Raw genomic sequence first — 18,899 nt, forward strand, 5'->3', positions numbered from 1 at the left:
TATATGTTCTATTTTATCAGGTGAACATAAGGTTTACAAGTAGTTAGCGAGCAGTAATCAACAAATTTTGAGGAGGTATTTAAATGGAGCCAGTCGTGTTGTCCGTTCCGCAGTTTACAGTCATTGGTATAACCGCCCACGCTAATTTAAAGCAGCTTGATGAAGATCGCACTATTGAAGACGCATTCAACAATTTGCAAAGTCGGGTAAATGAAATTCGTCATCGTGCAGGGGAGCCATTTTACTTGATTCAAATTTACCCGTGTAAGGAGAACTTCGACCCGAATCTCGATGCATTCACTTCCATTATTGGGGTGAAGGTTGCAGAGGTCGATCACATTCCTTCCGGAATGATCAGCCATTTGGTGCCTGAAAGCAAGGTTGTGAAGTATACACATGTTGGATTAGAGTCGGAGTTATCTAAGTCCTATTCCTACTTGTATGGCACTTGGATGCAGGAGAATGGACAGCGGCCTGCTGATTTTGATTTTGAAATCTGGGATCATCGCTATAAACCGAGTGAGACAGACAATGAAATTGATTTGCATATTGCATTAGCTTGAGTGAACGTACAGCTTTATGAGTTTCGTTTAGCTGCATAGTAGCTGAGTACCTCGGACAGACCGATTTCGCTGCTTGTGTAATGTACCTGATCTTCAGGACTGGACACTACGGCTTTAATCTGTAACACCGTTCCATGTGGTAAGAGTTTGTTTATTTCTTCTTTAACGGCCGCGAACGGGACCATCTCGTCAGCCTCAGCATGCTACAAACGCACAGGCTGGCGAATTTGGTCAAGCTCAAATCCCCAAGGTTTAATCTGCAAGCGGCTTTCCTTTTCCTACGTTATGCCATTGCACTCATTTTTTAAAGATTCCTCCCACCAGACACCAGCTTCGCGTTTAATAGTTGTGATCGAGACGTAGGATCAATACGTGAGGTCGTTATGAGACAGCTCCTTCATATAGTAAGTAGGAACTAATCCCTAAAAAGTGATGGTTTGTCCATTGCCAGTGAACGATTACTACGGTACAATAACGAATAAAGATATAATTGATAATAATAATCAATATCATCTAAGGTAGTGAGCATACTGGGGGAATTAATGGTGACTGAATCATTGGAGCTGTACGACGTAACGATTATAGGTGGAGGCCCTGCAGGGATGTATGGTGCTTTTTATAGCGGGATGCGCGATTTGAAGACGAAAGTCATTGAAGCAAAAGAAGAGCTGGGCGGCCGTATGCTCATTTATCCTGAAAAAATGATTTGGGACGTAGGCGGCTTCGCACCGATTATATGCGAGCAGCTTATTAAACAGCTCGACCAGCAGGCGAGAGTATTCGACCCGACACTTGTGTTCGGACAGCAGATTAGAGGGCTTGAACGGCAAGAGGATGGTACATACGTGCTTGTGGCTGAATCGGGAGAAAGACATTGGACACGTACAGTCATTCTTGCGCTTGGCCGCGGTATTCTTAAGATGGCCAAGCTGGACTTTGAAGGCGCTGAGCGCTACGAGGTGACGAATTTGCACTATACGGTGCAAGAGCTGGAGCCGTTTCGCGGTCAACGAGTACTCATATCCGGTGGTGGCAACTCGGCGGTAGACTGGGCGAATGAGCTGGAGCCGATTGCTGCGAGCGTAACGGTTGTGCATCGCCGTCCTCAGTTCGGCGGACACGAGAAGAACATTATACGCATGAAGGAGTCTTCCGTCGATGTGCGGACGCCGTATGGATTAACACAGCTGCATAGTGAAGATGGGAAGACGATCAGCAAAGTAACGATCAGTAACGTTGATACGGAGGAAATCGAGCAGCTTGAAGTTGACGCGGTTATCGTCAACCACGGCTTGAAAGCTGATTTTACAGGAATTAATCAGTGGGGACTTAACATGGATGAGTGGTGTGCGTTCGTAGACAACAAGTTGGCAACGAACTTGCCAGGCATTTTTGCTGCAGGCGATTATGCGCATTATGACAGCAAGGTTAATTTGATTGCTGGGGCATTCTCTGATGCGGTCCTAGCCGTTAACAGCGCGAAATTGTATATGGACCCTGAAGCGCCTAAAGTAGCGTACGTGTCTTCACATAATGACCGATTCAAAGAGAAAAATCGTGCGCTTGGCGTCGTTGATGAATAGGAAAAGTAAGCCTTAACACGTGTGAATCGTTGTAGCGGTTACGTATAGATCGTCATAAAGCTCGTCATAAATAACAAAACCAGTCTGTCATGCGCAAGCGACGCGATAGACTGGTTTTGTTAAGTTTGCCTCTGTCATGAGGTAACTTCGGTTAGGGGGCTTCTGCATAGAAGCTGCGGTAACGTATCAAGCAGCTTGGCTCTCGTTAAGGCATCGCCGTAGTTCCAAGCTTTCTCAACCGAATAAGCTCGACCATTCATAACGGCAGGGAGGCTGCGCCAAAGGCTACTATTCATCAAGGCGCTTGCTGCCTGTTCTGCCTCTGTATTCGTAGGCCTCAGCATGAAGATGTGGTCTCCAGCATAATCCGGCAATTCCGCCTCAGTAATTTCTGCGTAAGGTTCATCCGAATCCAATAGGTGTTGAATGTGATAGGCAGGCTGAAAGCCTAAAGGGTGATAAAGCGTCGTACTTAGCCCGATCGCTCCCATCACGAACAAGCGTGATCCACGATCGTAAATAAATACAGACGCCGACTCACTTGGCTTCATCATAGATTGAAGTTGCCGCCACATGCTGTTCGCTTTTTCGTGATACGTATGTAGCCATCGCTCTGCCTCCTGCTGTCTGCCAAACATGTGACCAAGCGTATGGAGACGGTGTTCAAGCGACGCAAACGAATTAAAGGTGACGGTTGGTGCGATAGCCGACAGCTTGGCAACTTGCTTCTTGTCAGGACTAGCTGAAATAATTAAATCGGGATTCAGTGCCTTCGTCTTCTCGACATTAATTGGAAAGCCGACATCTTGCACATGATGAACCTGATCCACGAAAAAGGCCGCTTCCATCATGGCCAATCCACCTCCGATCGGTTCGACACCAAGCGCGAGTAGGTCACCGAACGTTTCGCTATAGCAAATGATACGTTTGGCTTGACATGGAATTTCAAGTTGATGGCCAATCCAATCGGTGATGTGCATGGTCCGCCGCGTCGAGAGCGCATACTGCCGTGGCGTAGTACCCGTTGTTTGGCGAAACCGGCGGTTAAAGTAATACTCGTCCGCAAAGCCAACACGCTGGGCAATGTCCCGCAGCGGATCGAATGAATGCTGCAACCACTCTTTGGAGCGGTTGATACGTACTTCCGTTAAGTAGTCGAGCGGCTTCTTGCCTGTTAACTCTTGAAAGATTGAGCTATATTGCCAGCGCGGAACATTCGCTAATGCCGCAAGCTGTTGAACGGTAATTTGTTGCATATAGTGTTTCTCAACATAATGGATCGTGTTCACGACCGCCTGCGTGCTGTTGAGTGGTCGCTCGAAATGCAAATTTTGCTCCAACAAAAAGCCCATCATTTCTTGAAAGCGTAGTTGCTGATAGTACGATTCGAGCTCATGATCTCGCCCGATTGGTTGGTCGGTAACTAAAGATTGTGCATAACCGATTAGACGGGAAGCGGGGTATGCCCTCAACTCATGACGATCGGGCAGCAGGCATTCACGATGTGTCGAATGTTCCAGCTTTCCTACTCGGATGGCTGTAAATCGGATGTGATAGTATTGGAGAACGTCATTCGTAACGATAAGGAATCTAGTTTCTGGTGGAAGCAAATAGCCTCTGTGAGGGGATAAATGGTGAATCGTATCATTTATGTACAGTGTGCCTGCTCCGTGTTCAACAATAAGAATCGTATGTAATTTAGCTATTATCGGTTCGGATTTCGTTCCGCCTCGTATCTTCACGGTTTCAATACTTTCCAAATGAAACAGCAGGTTGCGAAGCGGAAGGGGAGACAGGGTACGGTTACTCATCTGCTGTGAGCCTCCTCTAGTTCGTTAGCGAGTTGAATATATATGAGAACTATTATCATTTACGTTATTGTATAAAAAATAAACAAGCTTTTCAATGGCTGTCGACGAGCGACTGTCCATTGAAAAGCTTTGAGGCTTGTTCATATGCATGTTTTTAGCGTGGAATTATTTTTTTAGTAGCAATTTTGGCAATTCATCTAACAACCATTGTCTCGATAGAGCATCGCTATCTGCTTTGTCGATTTCGACCGTATAGACGTGGCCTTGCTTCACGGCAGGGAGGTTCGTCCAGATCGCACTCTTCATCATCTCTTCGGTTGACCGTTTCGATTCATCATCATGCGGGGTTAAAATGAAAATCCGGTCGCCCGCAAATTCGTGCAACAGCTCAATTGAGATTTGTTCAAAGCCTTTGTTCGAGTCCAGCACATCTTGAATCTTAGCCGTAGGTTTAAAGCCATCTGGATCGTATAACATTTGTGGCAGGCCGGCACGTGCCATAACGAACAACCGATCACCAGGATAGTAGGTCAAGACTGAAGCTGTTTCTCCGGGTTTAATTCCCGCCTCATGAAGCTGTTTCCACATCTCTTTCGTCTTCATGTTAAATGCAGTGATCCATTGTTCCGCTTCTTGCTTCTTCCCGAGTATATCGCCGAGCAGCTTGATCCGATTTTCTAACGGTTCGAACGTATCGAATACGATGGTGGGGGCAATTTTAGAAAGTTGTTCGTATTCTTTCTCATCCGTACTCGCCGTAATGATTAGATCCGGTTTAAGTTCTAGCGTTTTTTCCAAATTAATAGGAAACCCGATATCTTGAATCTGTGACATTTGGTGCTCATACATAGAGCCCTTAGTGAACATGTGTGCAGTGCCTACAACATTCACATTCAGGGTTAGTAAATCGCTGAACGTTTCTCCCCAGAACACGATACGTTGTGGAGTAACAGGGATTTCTAAGGTATGTCCTTTATAATCCGTAAATTTGCGTAACGCAGATGCCGTTGTCTCCGTGTTCGTTGCCGTCTGTGAGGAAGTGGACAGCGTGTTCGGTTGATTCGTTGGCGTATGAGCGCTGTCAACTGCTTTCTTCTCGTCTCCCGTTTGGCTGCTGCATGCTAGCAAAATGCTTCCCATGAGTAGTAGGGCAGATAGGATGACTCCCCAATTTTTTGTATGTTTCATGATTGTATGTCCTCCAAGTATAGCTGTAATTTAATAGATAATGATAATCATTATCGTTATTATTAGGTTCATCTTATACGAATGATGCTTGCTGCTCAATGGACAAACCCAAATCTGTGCGTTCTTTTTGTACAAAAAAACAGTTAGCTTTGTCCATTGCGACGCGTAACAGGGTGGCCTACAATTTAATAGATTCAAATTTTTATTTATAATTGAGAATGAATCTCATATATCTTCATCCATTATAGCTAACAAGGGTGGCATTCATGAGTGGACTAGCAATGAAAGAGCCGAGGGAAGTTACAGCTTCGGAGCCTGTTAGATTGCGTTCTCGTTGGTGGGCAGGGAGCCTTATTTTGATCGGTGGTCTCCTTACATTGGCGTTCGGCATCGCGATGTCCGTATCGTTTGGTGCGGCGAATATTCATTTTTCAATCGTGTGGGAAGCGATTTTTCGTTTTAATCCCGAACATTCACAGCATCAAATTATTCAGGAGATTCGTCTCCCGCGCGTGCTTGGAGGGGCAATGGTTGGAGCAAGCTTCGCCGTGGCAGGGGCGATTATGCAAGGCATGACACGCAATCCGCTTGCCGATTCTGGATTACTCGGTATTAATGCGGGGGCCGGATTTATGCTGGCGATTTGTTTTGCCTTTTTTCCCGGATTGCCGTTTATATATGTGATTATGTACTCGTTCTTAGGCGCAGGTCTGGGTGCGGGATTGGTCTATGGTATAGGTTCGATGGCAAAAGGAGGGCTAACGCCAACGCGGCTCGTGTTGGCTGGTGCAGCGCTAAGCATGCTGTTGTCCGCATTGAGCGAAGGGATCGCGCTTTATTATCGGATCGGTCAAGATTTAGCGTTCTGGTATGCAGGAGGCGTAGCGGGCACGAAGTGGTTTGAGCTGAAAGTGATGTTCCCATGGGTTGCTGTGGCGATTATCGGTGCGATAGCGTTGTCGCGCTCCGTTACGATGCTTAGTCTAGGCGAGGATGTTGCGAGAGGACTTGGACAGCGTACGGTGTTCGTGAAATTGACGGGAACATTTATTGTGCTTGTGTTGGCAGGAGCCGCGGTGTCTATTGTTGGAGCGGTCGGATTTGTCGGTTTAATGGTTCCTCACTTGGCCCGATACTTAGTCGGTGTCGATTATCGGTGGATCATTCCATGTTCAGCTGTGCTAGGTAGTCTGTTGGTCGTGTTTGCCGACTTGGTGGCGAGAATGGTGAACCCGCCTTATGAGACACCAGTGGGGGCTATCATCGCGCTTATTGGCGTTCCGTTCTTCCTTTACTTGGCTCGTAAAGAAAGGAGGGAGCTGTAATATGGCGGAACAAATATCGCTTGTAACTGTGGAGAAACAGAAAAGAAAACGAAATGTAACGGTGCTGATCGTACTCAGCCTTTTGATAGCGGTCACTTTTGTTCTCAGTATGAACACGGGGTATATACGGCTTTCGCCAATGGAATTGATACAGACGTTATTGGGGATGGGAACTAAGCAGCAGACTTTAATTCTGTTTGATTTTCGGCTGCCGAGGATCGTTATTTCGGTGTTAATCGGCGCAGGGCTTGCGGTTTCGGGCTGTGTGATGCAGGGCGTGTTCCGTAATGCGCTTGCTGATCCGGGTATTATGGGCATTAACGCGGGAGCGGGCTTGATGGTCATGCTGTTTATTTCGTTCTATCCGACGACTGGGGCGGCACCGATATTTTTGCTGCCTGTGCTTGCTTTAGTCGGAGCGGGGGCGACTGCAGCGCTAATTTATACGCTGGCGTATAAGCGGTACCATGGTCTGGTGCCGTCACGATTGCTGTTGACTGGAATAGCGGTGGCAGCAGGGATCAGCGCGGCGACTATTGTGCTGACGCTGCGGCTTAATCCCGACAAGTATCAATTTGTCGCGACTTGGATGGCGGGAAGCATTTGGGGGACAAGCTGGAAGTTCGTGCTTGCGCTTCTGCCATGGATTGTGATCTTGCTACCCTTTGTATGTTACAAGGCGCGTGTGCTTAATGTATTGAACTTGGGTGATCATATGGCGACCGGACTAGGGGCGCCTGTCGATAGGGAGCGGCTGCTGCTGCTTGCGGCAGCGGTTGGTCTTGCGGGATCTTGCGTAGCGGTGAGCGGCGGGATTGGCTTCGTGGGGTTGATCGCGCCGCATCTTGCGCGTCGCCTCGTTGGGCCAAAGCATCAAATACTGTTTCCAACGGCGGCGCTGGCGGGAGCGTTCTTGGTCATTACGGCTGACACGCTAGGCCGTTGGATTTTGCAGCCCTCGGAGGTGCCTACGGGCATCGTGGTGGCAGTGATTGGGGCGCCGTATTTTTTGTATTTGTTGGCGAAGACGAGGACGTAAGGTTACGATCGCAATTGCTTGAAAGAAAGTAGTCGTTGTTGATTTGGCAATTATGGATGAACTCAGATGTTGATTTATCGTGTGTCAATGTGAGATAGGGCAAGCGGGAGCGTTGTTACTGGTGCGCTCCCGCTTGTTTTTTCATTTTTATACAATGAGCTATTATGTTGATAAAGAGCATGTCCTTTTCCTTATTAAGCACATTGCAAGCATCCTCATTCGCTTTCTCTTTCACTTTTTCATTCTCTTTCACTTTCGCCTATACGAGATGGCTTAAATGAATTTTGGGATCATACGTTGTCAATGCGGTGCTGCTTTTTATGCGTTGAATGAAGTTTGGATTAGCTAGCAATGGGCGTCCGAAGGCGGCTAAATCAATCGTTCCGTCTGCGATTGCCTCGGAAGCCGCATCGGGGGTTAAATTTCCGACTCCAATAATGATTCCGTCCCAATATTTACGTACAACTTGATGTAGAGTCAGCTCGTCGACGAGGATGTGATCAAAATGATTCGTCGATGGGTGGAGCATCGTAAGACCAAGTTCTTTAAAAGCCTCGATATATGTAGCAATCGTGTGTTCGGCGTCAGGCCATTTATAAGCGGGCAAATCATCCTTGATTTCTGAAAAGCGGACAATCGTTCGTTCAGCCCCAATTTCTGCTACGACGGATACTAGAAGCTCTTTCATGAACGTTAAGCGCTGTGTTAAGCTTCCCCCGTATTTATCCGTTCGTACGTTTGTGATAGGTGAATTGAATTGATCGATTAAGTAACCATGCGCAGCATGAACCTCGACGCCGTCAAATCCCGCCGTTATGGCATTGCGCGCAGCTTGTGTAAAGTGATCAATGACTTCCTTGATTTCAGCATGCGACATCTCTTCGGGCCTTTCATAAGGTTTGCGTAAGCGGTGAACGAGTCCATTCGCTGTAAGGCTAGATGGGGCTTGAGGGGGTAAACCTCCGGTTAATTCGTGATGGGTGAGTCTGCCAACATGCCAGAGCTGCGCGACGATGATTCCACCTTCCTGATGAACCGCAGCGGTTACTTTTTTCCATGCTTCGATTTGCCCTTGTGTATACAGCCCTGGAACTTGGTAAGTGCCTTTGGCTCTCGGACTCGGATTGATCCCTTCCGTAATAATCAGGCCAATCCCATCCGCCGCACGTTTACGATAGTATTCGACAACATCAGGACCAACTTCCCCTGAATGGTCGTCTGCAAAGCTGCGTGTCATAGGAGCCATCACAACTCGTGAACGAAGTAACCAGCTCCCTACCTTGACTTGCTCAAGCAATCGGTTAGAATCCATTTGTATCTCTCCTCAACGCGTAGTGAACTTTATGGAGATAATTATATAAAGAACGATAATGTTTTTGACATAGAATATTAAAGTTAAAAGTGTATAATGACTTATAAAACCAATTTAAAATGATTTATTCGCCTATAAAATATCGGAGTGATTACGATGGATGCCCTAGATAAGAAAATATTGATGATTTTACAAGATCAGGCTAGGATTTCAATGACCGAGCTGGGAAAAGCAGTTGCGCTCTCGCAACCCGCGGTTACGGAACGAGTTCGGAGGATGGAGGATAAAGGGATTATTGATCACTACCGTACGGTTGTCTCTCCAGAGCAAGTGAACAAACGAATTCAAGCTTATTTGTTATTTCATACAAAGAGCTGTGAAGATTTCGTTCAGCACTGCCAACATACACCTGATGTTATGGAACTGCATCGAATAAGCGGTCAATATAACTTTTTGGTGAAAGTGGTCAGTGAATCTTTGCAAACATTAGAAGGGATGATGAATGCGATGGGCAAATATGGGGATTCAACGACGCTAATCGTTCTCTCCTCGCCAATCGAACATCGTAACATTGTACCTGATATAGACTAAAGGAGAAAAAATATCATATGAACTTATTCGTCGTCGGGGATGTACATGGCTGTCTACATACGTTTAAAGAATTGCTTAACCGGTATTGGAACCCCTATGAGGAGCGGCTTGTTCAACTAGGGGATTTAATCGACCGTGGGAACGATACGCCGGGAACGCTGCTGTTGGCTAAGGAACTAAGAAAACAGTATGGCGCAAACGCTGTTTTTCTCAAAGGCAACCATGAGTACGAGTTTATGCAGCATATTGAGCATGGTCCTAACGAATATTGGCTTCCGCAGTGTGGCTATGACACGCTCAAGCAGCTTAGAACGGCTAACATGGAGCTGGGGGAGGTAGCAGAATGGATCGGTGAACTTCCGCTCGTCTGGGAGAACGAGCATGTACTAATAAGTCATGCTGGTATTGCAGAGCAGGTAGCGTTCCCCTTCGATGAAGGGAACGAGATAGGAGTGCTGTGGAATCGCACTCCGTTGAAACATATTAGTAAACTTCAAATTATCGGTCACACCCCTTGCAAGTCTGGTCGGCCTGAGTATGTGGAGGCGTCCCATTCGTGGAATATTGATACCGGAGCTTACCGGAAAGTGGCCTTGAGTGCTATTCGAGTCACCGCGCAAGGTGAAGTGCTAGAGATTGTTCAGCTAGATGTTGATCCGAGAGATGTGAGTGAAGATGCTTAAGATCAAATATCTAGCACGTCAATGAACGATACATTTTTTCCGTGTACTTGGTTATGGCTTCATCGTATGCGGGATATGGATATCCGAGGCTTTCTGCCACAGCTGTAGCGTATTTTCTAAATAAGTCATAACAAGTCAATAATGCCTGCCACATGTTCGGGTAGCTATGTTCAGCGTAAGTGGATAGAAATTGCTCCCAATCTTCATTTGGTAGGTACCGATTAATAAATTTATAGTTCTTCCCTACACTAAAGGTATACCCTTGCTCTGCGCCAATTTGCCAAGCCATCATTCGCAACAAATTCGGTCGAGCAATTTCGTTTAAATGGTCAATCGCGAACAAGATTTCTTGTCTTACTAATCCTTTTACGACGTAAGTGGACACCATCCAGAATTCATTACAACAGTCATCAAACTCTCTTGCTGTTGGCTTCTTTATCCAATATTGCCGGTCGTCTGCGTGCACCTTATGTTGGATACGATCGTCCTTATCTAGCAAGACTTCAACTAAACCGTCGCTATTTGTGAAATAATCCTCGACCTCGTTCATTGGAATAAGGGTCAGGTCTAATTTATTTCCATCTTCAAAAAGAATAATATAGGAAAACCAATTCCCTAATTCTGACGGGAACAGCTCCATATCTTCGGGTTTTTGCATCATGATACGACTCCCGAACGTATGGAGCCATTGATCATTTTCCTTGAAAGAATCCATATCTGTCACAAAATAAGAAATATCATAATCTTGAAATAGATCAGGGGTAATATTTTTGTTCGTCCGAGACCCTTCCAAAGTGACCAAGCGAACTCTATGATCATTCCTCGCAACGTCGATAAGCATATTCATCATTTCTTGTTCACTTCTCAATGTAGTAGCCTCCATTCTTTCGTTCCTCATTGTACCCTTTAGTATTGAGTGGGTTCACCGACATGAGGGATGAGATAACGTGCCTATTTTTCTTATTCGCTGTGGTGTGTTCATACTCCTTGCTGTCGGAATGTCATCAAGGTGATGCACATGGTGATGAACACGACATACGAGTCAGATTATTGCAATCATGAAAGAGACAGGTATTCGACGTTATATTGGGGTTAAGGGTGCTTCTCTTGACATCAAAGGTGACCGAAAATCGATGGCCAATCGAATGGGGGCAGTGATGTTCCGGCTACTATTCGCGTCTATGATGGAAGATAAGCGTAGGGAGTTTCAAATTTTAAATGATAGCGATATTGATTGGACAATGATTCGACTTCCATTTGTAGTGGAAGGGAAATTGACAGGGCGAACTAAAGTTGATGAGTGCAATATGCCAGGCTTGAAGATGCGCAATGCTGATATCGCGCAGTTTCTAGTCACACAAATTAATGATACTACATTGATTCGTAAGAGCCCGTTTATTTGTAATTGATTGATCATTAAATGAAATATGATTTACATAAAAAACCCTGCTGGGATCAAGCACCAGCAGGGTTAGGTCTACACGAAGACTAAGATAACAAATAAGTTCCAATCCTATTGCAACACGACCGTGTCGCCATCTTTTAAGCCTTCCAACACTTCCACCTTTTCAGGCGTCTCTAGGCCGACTTTGATGTTGCGACGCTCGTAGTTGCCTTTGCTTTTTTCCAGCATCACATATTGCTGGTCCTTCTCGCGCATCACCGCAACCGTCGGAACGACGATAGCGTTCTCTTTGCTCGCCGTTTCGATCTTGCCTGTTAAACTAAGGCCTGCGATCAGCTTATCGTTCGGCTCCAAGCCGATAATGACTTCGAACTGTGCGGCTTGGTTCGTGTTCGTGTTTTGCTGCTCTGTACTTGTTGCCTTCGCGAACTTGGACACTTTAACGACTTTGCCCTTCAGCTTCAAGTTTTTCAGCGCGTTCATTTTTACTTCAACAGCCATGCCTGGCTTAATGTTGAATATGTCTTGCTCGCCAACCAGTGTAACGAGTTGAAGCTTGTTCAGGTCAACAATTTTACCGATACGCTCATTGTTTTTCAGCTCTTGTGGGAGCTTTTTCGGATCATCGAACAAGAAGATACCGCTAACCGGAGCGCCGTATTGAGCTTCGCCAATTTTTTCACGCTTTTGCGCGATTTCTTTTTGCTGAATGCCCATTGTCACGCTGTTAAGCTCTTGCTGCAAACGGGAAGATTCCCGTTCTACGTATTTCTTTTTCAACTCTTCCTCAACCATCGGTGTGGTGGATGATTCACTATCCACGTTGCGTCTGAACTCTGCTAACTGATTTTCGAGCTTTTGCTTTTGAATATTTGCTTCCGTCTGCTCAATTTCGTTTTGCAGTGTTGTCGGGTCAAGGCGGAACAACATTTCGCCTTTCTTAACTTGCTGCGCGTCTTTCACACCCCATTGCTTCACTTCTGCGCCAAAAGGGGAGTAAATAAAGGTTTCGTTCTCGTACGAAGATTTACCTTTGACCTCAATCGTTTGCACGAGCGCTTCCTTCGTTACTTGGAACTTCATCGTTCCTGTATCATCGGTCACCACGCCTGTTTGTGCTGGGTTTGAGAAGTTGTACAAACCGTAGCTAAAGCCAACGACGACGAGTAAAATAACGATCCATTTTATCTTTTTTTTCATATGTATGTCGGACCTCCCTGAATTTGCAGTGCATCGCACGAAATCACATTTACATGTAATCGCATGAAGTCGCTCTATTAGTCGCGTTTAATTGCGGTCAAAGCATCGGTGCGCGAAGCGCTAAGTGCCGGATAAATACCGGAGATGACACCTGTAAAAATCGCAAATGCGATCCCGATTGGTACGTAAGACGGTGTTATGAAAATAATACCCTCTCCTGAACCATCAGGAGTAAGCGCATTCGTTACGCCGTTAATCGCCCAGACGATCCAATACGAGAACATCACACCGATTAGGCCGCCAATAAAGCCTAATAGCGCCGCTTCAATAATGAACATGTTGCGGATTTGGCGCAGGTTGGCGCCAAGCACCTTCATAATCCCGATTTGACGGCGGCGTTGGTACGTCGACATCGTCATCGCAACCACAATCGAAATCGAGGCAATAATTAAGATAAACACGCCCACACCGAGCGCAATCGTACGGACAATGGAAAACGTGCTTTCCAACTGCTTTTTGTACTCCAAATTCGTCTTCGTGGTCAACTTAAGCTTCTTAATTTGCTTTTCAACTTCTTTAATGTTTGCCTGATCATCCACTTTAACGATGACTTGGTTGAATACGCGGCTGTCTGTTTGCTCTGTGTTAGGTTGCATTTTTAACTGCTCGCTAAGCATGCGGGCTGTATCTAAAGAGACGAATATTTGTTTGTCAAACCTGAGCGTTTCTTCGCTTCGGCCTTTAGGCTTCTTCAATACCGAAGCTACCCGCAGTGGTATGCTCGTATATTCTTTGCCCTCATCCGTAACGCGATGTAAGCGCACTTGACGCTGGTACATCTTGGTTGTCGTGAGTTCTAGCGTCTTCAATTGCTCAGTGAGCGCTTGATTAAACGGATTTTCGTTAAGTCGTTTATACAACTTATTTAATGCTTCCTGGTCCGTAATTCCAAGTGTAGCCCCATAGTTCAGCACAGCGGTATCGAGCAGCTCAGAAGGTGAGCCTTGGCCAAACTGATGGTCAAAATGACGCAATGAGTTCAGATCGGTACCGATTACATTGACGTACGTAGAACGATCATCGTTCGTCTTCATCTCTAGTTGTCCTAGTTGCTGAAAGGCGGCAACCGCTTTGACGTGCGGAATACTTTTAATGACTTCCAGCTTCTGCTGGGTAAGCTTGCCACGCTCTTTCGCTTCGTCATTACTAGCAGCTGCGCCCCGGGCGTTACCGCTGCCAGTGGGAGCTTCCCCTGGTGTAACCGTAATTTCATCCATTTTCAAAAAGGAGTTCATCTGTTTCTCGGCATAAATTTGCGCCGATTGTCCTAAGCTCATCGCGACAATAATGGCCGAACAGCCAATGGAAATCCCCGCAGCACATAAAGCGGTTACGACTTTGCGTCGTCTAAGTTGATCCCAAGAAAGCCGCATGTAGTCACTAATTCTCATGAAGTGCTCCCTCCTGCACTCGCGGCTGCTTCTTTTTCGAGCTGTACAGCTTGTGCGGGTGTTGCGACGTTAGGTGCAGCATCCTCGACTAAGCTACCGTCACGCAGCGTAATAATACGCTGAGTCTGGTCCGCGACCTCACGCTCATGGGTAACGATAATAAATGTCGTGCTAACGCTGCTGTTTAAATTTTTCAAAATCGCAATAATCTCTTCCTCGGTGCGGGTATCCAAGTTACCTGTAGGCTCATCCGCAAAAATAACCGAGGGCTCGGTAATAAGCGAGCGTGCAATACTGACGCGCTGCTGCTGTCCACCTGATAGCTGTGATGGGAAAAGTTCTGCCTTGTCAGGAATGCCGACTTGTTCAAGTAGCTTGAGCGCTTTCTTCTTACGCTCACTCGGTTTCGTTCCTTGGAAGACGAGCGGGAGCTCGACATTTTCCCGTACGGTCAAGTTCGCAATCAATTCATACGCTTGAAAAATAAAGCCGATATGCGTGCGGCGAAACTCTGCCAACTGATTTTCATTCATTTTTACGATATTATGGTCCGCAATATAAATACTGCCTTCTGTTGGCTTCATTAATCCAGCCATTAAGTTAAGTAGGGTAGACTTACCAGAACCGGAGCTACCTAATAGAGCAACCATCTCGCCACGTGTTACCGTAAAATCTATCGAGTGCAGGACTTGTGTCGATTCCGGGCCGTTTTGAAATGAATGAGATAAACCTTCAACACGTAACATTCGGCTCCTCCTTTCTCTCGTTGCAAATATGTACTCTAATAAATATAACGGAATATCATACGATTGTGTGAGAACAAAGTTTCTAATGATTAAAAAAGTGACAATATTGTAAGCATCATTACAGTAAACTGTTCCAAATTATGTTGATATATAACTTTTTTACGTAAAAATAAGACGGCGAAGCAGCGCATAAACCCTTCACTGTAATAAAGTTAGAAAACAGGTTGTGAACATGGTATGCTTGTTAAGGATACAAAGAGAGTCGGGAATGAAAGGATGACATCATGAAGAAGTTGCCGACATTGTTTCTTGAGGCGATGCAGTCTCGTCTAGAGGATCAATTTGATGCCTTCTTGGCAAGTTATGAATATACGCCCTATGCGGGCTTGAGAGTTAATACATTGAAGTGGAGCGTAGATGAGTTCCAAGCGCGGTCGCCGTTTGAGCTGCGGCCGATCCCTTGGACGACGGACGGCTTCTATGTGGAGGCCGATGTGCGTCCTGGCAAGCATCCGTATTATCATGCGGGCTGCTACTATATTCAGGAGCCGAGTGCGATGGCCCCGGTGGAACTGCTTGATGTGCAGCCCAATGACCGCGTGCTCGACCTATGTGCGGCACCAGGCGGCAAGTCGGTGCAGATTGCGGCCCGCTTAGGGAAGCGCGGGGTGCTAGTGACGAACGACCTTCATCCCGATCGGACGAAGGCGCTCGTCAAAAATATGGAGCTGTACGGTGTGCGTAACGCCGTTGTGCTTAATGAGCGTCCGGAGCGGATTGCGGAGGCGTTTCCGCAGTTTTTTGACAAGGTGCTCGTAGATGCGCCTTGCTCAGGGGAAGGCATGTTCCGCAAAGACCCGGATATGGTCAAGTCATGGGAACGTGAGCCTGTGTTGACGTATGCCGCGATGCAGGCTGATATTTTGCGGAGCGCAGGGGCGATGGTGGCGCCAGGCGGGCGACTTGTCTATTCGACGTGTACGTTTGCGCCGGAGGAGAACGAGGTGTCGATTGCTCGCTTCCTCACCGAGCATCCGGAGTTTCGGGTCGTGCCGATGGAAGCACGGCACGGCTTTGCACACGGCCGCCCAGATTGGGCGAGCGCTACCGCTGCGGAACACGGTTTTGCTGTGTCAGCGGAAGCGGTAGCTGCGACGGCAGGCACACTGCGCTTGTGGCCGCATTTGCTTGAGGGCGAAGGGCATTATGTGGCTGTGCTGGAGCGGGCTGGTGTTGCTAATGTAGCTGATGCTACTAATGTAGCTCATGTTGCACGTGTTGCTGACGGCGTTGACGTGGCTGACGGAACTCATGGTACTGATGGTGCTTACGGAACTCATGGTACTGGTAGTACTGATGGTACTGATGATACTGCTCGTACTCATGGCACTGACGGCACTGACGGAATTGACGGTGCTAAGTATCGCGATACGATGGGGGCTCATCATGAAGCGCTCCGTAGCTCGCCTAAACGAGCTAGTGAACGTGAAGCAGAAGGCCAGCGACTACGCAAAAAGGGCTTTAAAGGCACGGACAAGGATAGGGGCAGCGGTAACCGCAACAGTAACAGTAACAGTAACAGTAACAGCAATGGCTACAGCAATGCTAACGGTGGCAAAAAAGGCGGCAATAATAGCCCTAAACGAAATGGCGCTGGCTCTGCTCGTGCTAGTTCCAGCAATGGGAACACGTCGCTGCCTCCTAAGAAGGGACTAGTCGCGCCAATTGGGGAGCAGCTTGACATATATGCGCAATTTTGTCGTGAGCATTTCGTTGCTGCTCCTGCTCAACTTAATGCAGCGATCGGGCCATACGTATATGACTGCCCGTTGCCGTTAACGATGCTACAAGGTCTAAGGGTAGCACGTCCAGGCTTGTTCCTCGGCACATGCAAAGGGGAACGCTTTGAGCCCGCACATGCCTTAGCGCTTGCCATCACAGCAGAGGAAGCGGCGCGAGTGCTTCCTTACTCGCTAGATGCCGACGAGATTAAGCGTTATTTGCGGGGCGAAACATTAACCCCTAACGAAGAACAATTGCAGTTGCAAGCAGGTACTTCCGCTAAAGGCTACGTACTTGTGACGGTTGATGGTCTTCCGTTAGGATTTGCCAAATGGGCCGGAGGCATATTGAAGAACGAATACCCTGCGGCATGGAGGTGGACATAAGCATGGCTAAAAAAATAAGGCTCGACAAACTGCTCGGACATATGGGCTGCGGCTCGCGATCGGATATTAAAAAGTGGGCGAAAGCTGGTTTGGTTACAGTTAACGGAGTCGTCATTAAAGATAACGGCTTTCAAGTTGACCACGAAGTTGATGAAGTGCGGTTAGATGGCAACGTTATTGCTTACCGTGAATATGTGTACATTATGTTGCACAAGCCGCCAGGTGTCATATCGGCAACAGAAGATTCACGAGATCAGACCGTTGTGGATTTGCTGCCTGATGAGCTGCGTGCATTTGATCCGTTCCCAGTAGGTCGATTAGATAAGGATACAGAAGGTTTACTGCTGCTGACGAATGACGGCAAGCTCTCTCATGAACTGCTTTCTCCACGTAAGCACGTTCCGAAGACGTATTATGCTGTTGTCCGAGGTGAAGTAACAGCAGAAGATGGACAAGCGTTCGCTACAGGTGTGACGCTGGATGATGGCTATGTAACGAAGCCCGCACAGCTTGTAATTTTGGAACATTTATGTGGCAGTGAAGAACTGCATTCCCGGATTGAGCTAACGATAACCGAAGGGAAATTCCATCAGGTGAAGCGGATGTTTGCTAGTGTTGGCAAGCAAGTAACGTACTTAAAACGGCTGACCATGGGTACATTACGTTTGGACGAGCAGCTTCCAATTGGAGCTTGGCGCGAACTAACGGTAGAGGAACTGGAACAGCTTCGCGGTAGTCGTGAGTAGGATTGAAATCAACTTTAAATATAGAAGACAGCATGGTATGGGGAGGAACTTTATATGAACTATCGTATGGTAGCACTTGATATGGATGGAACACTTTTGCACGATGACCATTCGTTATCTGCGCGTAACGCGGAGACGATTCGAGAAATCGCTGCTCGTGGAGTAGAGATTGTGCTTTGTACAGGCCGCAGCCCAGATAGCACATTACCTTACTTAGAGCAGCTTGGGCTAGAAGGGACTGTTATTACACATAACGGGGCTTCTACGGTATCCTCCGTTGGACGTGAATTGATACATCGTTACGAAATGCCACATGCAAGCTTGGAACCATACATTGCCTATTGTCGTGAACATGATGTTCTGTTTGACGTGAACACGACGTTTGTACTTTATGTTGACCAACTGGATAAGCTTCCGGAAGATGCACTCCATATGTACAAAGAATTCCTAATTACGCCACAGCAATTTCCAGGCTGGGGCGGGATGGATGATAATCCCGTGAAGTTGACGCTTGGCGGTCAAAAAGAAGAGATGGACAAGGTTGAGCAAGATTTGAATTTATGGACACACGAGCTGCAATACGTGCGCTCCGGCGATTATTTTATTGACATCATGCATCCAGAAGCGACGAAAGGCAACGCCTTGAAGCAGTTGGCAGCGCAACGCGGTATTCCACGCGAGCAAATCTTAGCAATTGGCAACTATTTTAACGATGTTACAATGTTACAATTTGCAGGCATGGGCATTGCCATGGACAATTCTCCACTTGAAGTCAAAGCAGCAGCCCAAGATGTTACGCTTTCGAACAACGATGACGGCGTTCATGCTGCGCTAGTAAAATACTGCCTATCTTAGCTGGATGCGCGGGGGCATGTCACAGCAAGCAACCGTAAACCTAAAGCTAAATGCATAGCAACATGTAAGCGCGACTCGCAACACACAACTTGCAATACACAACGTGTAACGCAGTAACGTGACATATAATAGACCTCCGACACGACTCGTTACGTGGTGACGGAGGTCTATTTGCGCTTATTTTAATACAGCCCATGTTTGTTCTCCCCTATGCCGTTAGTAGAGGACACCAC

Annotated in this window: 17 protein-coding genes; 10 read left to right on the forward strand and 7 right to left on the reverse strand. The window is 46.9% G+C overall.

The genetic code is table 11. The annotated features are described in order from the left end of the window. Nucleotides 1-83: 83 nt before the first annotated feature. Together KIK04_RS18505 and KIK04_RS18510 are read left to right on the forward strand one after the other, a co-directional pair. A complete protein-coding gene (locus tag KIK04_RS18505; RefSeq protein ID WP_232275064.1) occupies nt 84-563 on the forward strand; it encodes a GyrI-like domain-containing protein in 480 nt (159 codons plus the stop codon). A 545-nt stretch (nt 564-1,108) separates the two neighbouring features. Beyond that, nucleotides 1,109-2,146, forward strand: coding sequence for an NAD(P)/FAD-dependent oxidoreductase (locus KIK04_RS18510; protein ID WP_232278812.1), 1,038 nt, complete (start codon nt 1,109-1,111; stop codon nt 2,144-2,146). A 134-nt stretch (nt 2,147-2,280) separates the two neighbouring features. On the opposite strand, the gene KIK04_RS18515 is transcribed toward KIK04_RS18510, so the two are convergent. Together KIK04_RS18515 and KIK04_RS18520 are read right to left on the reverse strand one after the other, a co-directional pair. Further along, entirely contained in the window at nt 2,281-3,957 is a 1,677-nt protein-coding gene (locus KIK04_RS18515; protein WP_232275065.1) for an ABC transporter substrate-binding protein, read from the reverse strand. Between the two features lie 165 nt (nt 3,958-4,122). Beyond that, nucleotides 4,123-5,145, reverse strand: a complete 1,023-nt coding sequence (locus KIK04_RS18520; protein WP_232275066.1) for an ABC transporter substrate-binding protein — start codon at nt 5,143-5,145, stop codon at nt 4,123-4,125. A 281-nt stretch (nt 5,146-5,426) separates the two neighbouring features. Between KIK04_RS18520 and KIK04_RS18525 the strand changes: the two genes are divergently transcribed. Together KIK04_RS18525 and KIK04_RS18530 are read left to right on the forward strand one after the other, a co-directional pair. Further along, nucleotides 5,427-6,470, forward strand: a complete 1,044-nt coding sequence (locus KIK04_RS18525; RefSeq protein WP_442951179.1) for a FecCD family ABC transporter permease — start codon at nt 5,427-5,429, stop codon at nt 6,468-6,470. Nucleotide 6,471: 1 nt separating this feature from the next. Continuing rightward, a complete protein-coding gene (locus KIK04_RS18530) occupies nt 6,472-7,509 on the forward strand; it encodes a FecCD family ABC transporter permease (protein ID WP_232275068.1) in 1,038 nt (345 codons plus the stop codon). A gap of 259 nt (nt 7,510-7,768) precedes the next feature. Here KIK04_RS18530 and KIK04_RS18535 read toward each other — a convergent pair whose 3' ends face one another. Beyond that, nucleotides 7,769-8,821 (reverse strand): oxidoreductase, encoded by a 1,053-nt coding sequence (locus KIK04_RS18535; protein WP_232275069.1) that lies wholly within the window; start codon nt 8,819-8,821, stop codon nt 7,769-7,771. Nucleotides 8,822-8,977: 156 nt separating this feature from the next. Here KIK04_RS18535 and KIK04_RS18540 point away from each other — a divergent pair, with 156 nt between their 5' ends. Together KIK04_RS18540 and KIK04_RS18545 are read left to right on the forward strand one after the other, a co-directional pair. Continuing rightward, nucleotides 8,978-9,412: an Lrp/AsnC family transcriptional regulator gene (locus KIK04_RS18540; protein ID WP_232275070.1), complete on the forward strand. Its 435-nt coding sequence runs from the start codon at nt 8,978-8,980 to the stop codon at nt 9,410-9,412. Nucleotides 9,413-9,429: 17 nt separating this feature from the next. Next, complete coding sequence (locus KIK04_RS18545; RefSeq protein ID WP_232275071.1) at nt 9,430-10,095, forward strand: metallophosphoesterase family protein; 666 nt, start codon at nt 9,430-9,432, stop codon at nt 10,093-10,095. Between the two features lie 10 nt (nt 10,096-10,105). Here KIK04_RS18545 and ant(6) read toward each other — a convergent pair whose 3' ends face one another. After that, nucleotides 10,106-10,963: an aminoglycoside 6-adenylyltransferase gene (gene ant(6), locus KIK04_RS18550; protein ID WP_232275072.1), complete on the reverse strand. Its 858-nt coding sequence runs from the start codon at nt 10,961-10,963 to the stop codon at nt 10,106-10,108. Between the two features lie 178 nt (nt 10,964-11,141). Here ant(6) and KIK04_RS18555 point away from each other — a divergent pair, with 178 nt between their 5' ends. Then, the gene (locus KIK04_RS18555; RefSeq protein WP_332330019.1) at nt 11,142-11,504 is read left to right on the forward strand and encodes an NAD(P)H-binding protein; all 363 of its coding nucleotides are present in this window, start codon (nt 11,142-11,144) and stop codon (nt 11,502-11,504) included. A 104-nt stretch (nt 11,505-11,608) separates the two neighbouring features. Here the strand turns inward: KIK04_RS18555 and KIK04_RS18560 are convergent, their stop codons facing one another. The 3 genes from KIK04_RS18560 to KIK04_RS18570 form a co-directional block, all read right to left on the reverse strand. Then, nucleotides 11,609-12,700: an efflux RND transporter periplasmic adaptor subunit gene (locus KIK04_RS18560; RefSeq protein WP_232275074.1), complete on the reverse strand. Its 1,092-nt coding sequence runs from the start codon at nt 12,698-12,700 to the stop codon at nt 11,609-11,611. Between the two features lie 77 nt (nt 12,701-12,777). Further along, nucleotides 12,778-14,151 (reverse strand): ABC transporter permease, encoded by a 1,374-nt coding sequence (locus KIK04_RS18565; protein WP_232275075.1) that lies wholly within the window; start codon nt 14,149-14,151, stop codon nt 12,778-12,780. Beyond that, entirely contained in the window at nt 14,148-14,897 is a 750-nt protein-coding gene (locus KIK04_RS18570) for an ABC transporter ATP-binding protein (protein WP_232275076.1), read from the reverse strand. The genes KIK04_RS18565 and KIK04_RS18570 overlap by 4 nt, the downstream gene beginning before the upstream one ends. Nucleotides 14,898-15,181: 284 nt before the next feature. Between KIK04_RS18570 and KIK04_RS18575 the strand changes: the two genes are divergently transcribed. The 3 genes from KIK04_RS18575 to KIK04_RS18585 are packed head-to-tail and all read left to right on the forward strand — an operon-like array spanning nt 15,182 to nt 18,666. Continuing rightward, nucleotides 15,182-17,065 (forward strand): RsmB/NOP family class I SAM-dependent RNA methyltransferase, encoded by a 1,884-nt coding sequence (locus tag KIK04_RS18575; protein WP_442951105.1) that lies wholly within the window; start codon nt 15,182-15,184, stop codon nt 17,063-17,065. A 2-nt stretch (nt 17,066-17,067) separates the two neighbouring features. Continuing rightward, entirely contained in the window at nt 17,068-17,811 is a 744-nt protein-coding gene (locus KIK04_RS18580) for a pseudouridine synthase (RefSeq protein WP_232275077.1), read from the forward strand. A gap of 54 nt (nt 17,812-17,865) precedes the next feature. Further along, nucleotides 17,866-18,666 carry a Cof-type HAD-IIB family hydrolase gene (locus KIK04_RS18585; protein WP_232275078.1) on the forward strand — a complete coding sequence of 267 codons (801 nt, stop codon included), beginning with the start codon at nt 17,866-17,868 and terminating at the stop codon, nt 18,664-18,666. The last annotated feature ends 233 nt before the right edge of the window (nt 18,667-18,899 follow it).

The organism is Paenibacillus sp. 481 (assembly GCF_021223605.1).
GTDB lineage: Bacteria > Bacillota > Bacilli > Paenibacillales > Paenibacillaceae > Paenibacillus_B.